The sequence below is a fragment of the Streptomyces sp. NPDC012510 genome, assembly GCF_042955065.1.
Classification (GTDB): Bacteria; Actinomycetota; Actinomycetes; order Streptomycetales; family Streptomycetaceae; genus Streptomyces.
The window spans coordinates 1-1802 of sequence record NZ_JBIBEN010000071.1; the positions used below are offsets into that span (position 1 = coordinate 1).

Sequence of the window (1802 nt, forward strand, 5' to 3'; positions counted from 1 at the left end):
GTCTCCGGCAGACATGAGCCACGCGATGCTGCTCGCGTTACTGATGCATCACGGAGGCTCGATGACAGTTCCTGACGAGGCGTTCGCCCCGGACGCACTCGGCGGCGCAGATGGCGCATGGCACGCCGTGGCGATGGAGCCGCAGGCTGACGGCACGGTGCGGATCTCGGTCTGCCCCCGGCCGGACGTCCCGGAGGCGGGGGTGAGGTTCGAGTGATCAGGAACGCACGGGCCTGGTGGTCCGGCCGTCAGGTCCGGAGGGCGCAGCGCCGCTACTGGACCGCTGCGGCCACCCTTGGCCAGCAGCGCACGGCCCTGGCCCGGGAGGCGGCCGATGTGGCGATCTCCAGGGCGCGATGCAGGACGGCCGCAGGGGAGAGGGTCCGGGTCGACGTCGCCGACGTGCTCGGCGTCGCTGCCGGATCGTTCGGGATGGTGGGCCGGGCGGCCGTGCATCCGGTGGACGCGGCCGAGGCACTGCGCGAGAGGATCTGCGCGGGCCGCCTGGACCTGGACACCGACGCGCACGAGAGCCGCTACCGGGCCGCAGACCTGTTCTCGATCGCGTGGGGCCTCACCGATACGCACACGGAGGAGAGCGGCCGATGATCGATCCCGTACCTACCGGTCCCGTCGAGACCAGGCCCCGCGGCGTCCTGGACGACATGCAGCAGCTCCAGCAGCTGCGCGACGTCCTCGACCGCGCGGGCGTCCGGCTCGGCGCCCACGACCGCCGTATCGCCGAGTGGGTGTCCGGCTGGGAGTGGTCCACAGTGGCCACCCTCGCCAGTTGGGTACAGCGCGCTGCCGACAGCCCGGCCCCGCCGGCCGAGCCCTCGACCGAGCGAGCCGACGCGATCCGCGCGGTCCTCGACTCGTACCTAGACCAGGTCGACCCCGAGGACGTCGATACCGACGCACTCGCCGAGCAGATCGCCAGGCACCTGAATCCGCCCTGACGACACAGGCACAGGAGCGCCCCCGCCGGAAGGAGCCCGGCGGGGGCGCTTCCATTGTCCGTCCGGGAGGTCGACGCCTGGAGGCCGGCCCCACCTCACCCGCTAGGGTCCGGGGCGCGGACTCGGCGCGCCCCGCTTGCGCAGTCTGAACGCATGTGTCAGTCTGCACTCATGCAGGACACGACACCGGCTCAGCTGCGGAGCGCCGCAGCCGCGAGCCTCAAGACACCGGGAGCCAAGCGGCTCAAACTCCTCCGCCAGCTGGAGGAGGTGGAGAACGAGCTACGCCCCCTCGTCGTCGAGGCGTGGCGGCACGAGGTCACCTACCGGGACATCCGCGACGCGACCGGGATCGTCGCGAACACGGTCCGTCTGTGGGTCAACAAGGCGGGTGCCGAGCGGTGATTCAGAGGCAGTCAACCGAGGCTCTGATCACGGCCCCCTCGCGCGCGCACGCGTAGGGCTCCCCTCCAGTCCCCCAACGCAACCCGCAACCCCGCAGGTCAGGTGCGGTTGCACCCCGCAACCCGGCTTGCACCCCGCAACCGAAGGTCAACCCCGCTGCAACAGGCGGGCCGGAGCCCGCGCGAACGGAACTCCGGCCCTCATCCACGCACCTGAAGGAGAACCGTGGACGTCACGCAAGCATGGGCGAAGATCGGCTCGACAACCAAAATGGTCCGCGCAGTCTCAGCCGAGCGGACCAACGAGATCCTGAACGCCGCCGCTCCGCCGTTCGTCCCCCTGGCTGTCCGGTGGGACCAAGAGGCGGACCGGCGGCGTCAGCTGAGGACCCCGGCTCACCTCCAGGCGCTCATGGCAGCGCAGAAGGCGCACAACTCG

The 1802-nt window shown here is 71.0% G+C and carries 5 protein-coding genes; all 5 read left to right on the top strand.

Features of this window, described 5'->3' with window-relative positions:
- Window positions 1-61 precede the first annotated feature (61 nt).
- The gene (locus ACFY9I_RS42320; protein ID WP_391012821.1) at window positions 62-217 is read left to right on the top strand and encodes a hypothetical protein; all 156 of its coding nucleotides are present in this window, start codon (window positions 62-64) and stop codon (window positions 215-217) included.
- Window positions 214-609: a hypothetical protein gene (locus ACFY9I_RS42325; RefSeq protein ID WP_391012823.1), complete on the top strand. Its 396-nt coding sequence runs from the start codon at window positions 214-216 to the stop codon at window positions 607-609. Before ACFY9I_RS42320 ends, ACFY9I_RS42325 begins: the two co-directional genes overlap by 4 nt.
- Entirely contained in the window at window positions 606-959 is a 354-nt protein-coding gene (locus tag ACFY9I_RS42330; protein WP_391012825.1) for a hypothetical protein, read from the top strand. The genes ACFY9I_RS42325 and ACFY9I_RS42330 overlap by 4 nt, the downstream gene beginning before the upstream one ends.
- Window positions 960-1130: 171 nt before the next feature.
- Window positions 1131-1364 (top strand): hypothetical protein, encoded by a 234-nt coding sequence (locus ACFY9I_RS42335; protein WP_391012828.1) that lies wholly within the window; start codon window positions 1131-1133, stop codon window positions 1362-1364.
- A gap of 225 nt (window positions 1365-1589) precedes the next feature.
- On the top strand, window positions 1590-1802 hold a 213-nt coding region (locus tag ACFY9I_RS42340; protein ID WP_391012829.1), incomplete at its 3' end, for a hypothetical protein.

Excerpts from the sequence above, each read along its gene's own strand:
- ACFY9I_RS42320 (WP_391012821.1), top strand. The coding sequence starts at position 62 with ATGACAGTTCCTGACGAGGCGTTCGCCCCGGACGCACTCGGCGGCGCA.
- ACFY9I_RS42335 (WP_391012828.1), top strand. The coding sequence starts at position 1,131 with ATGCAGGACACGACACCGGCTCAGCTGCGGAGCGCCGCAGCCGCGAGC.
- ACFY9I_RS42330 (WP_391012825.1), top strand. The coding sequence starts at position 606 with ATGATCGATCCCGTACCTACCGGTCCCGTCGAGACCAGGCCCCGCGGC.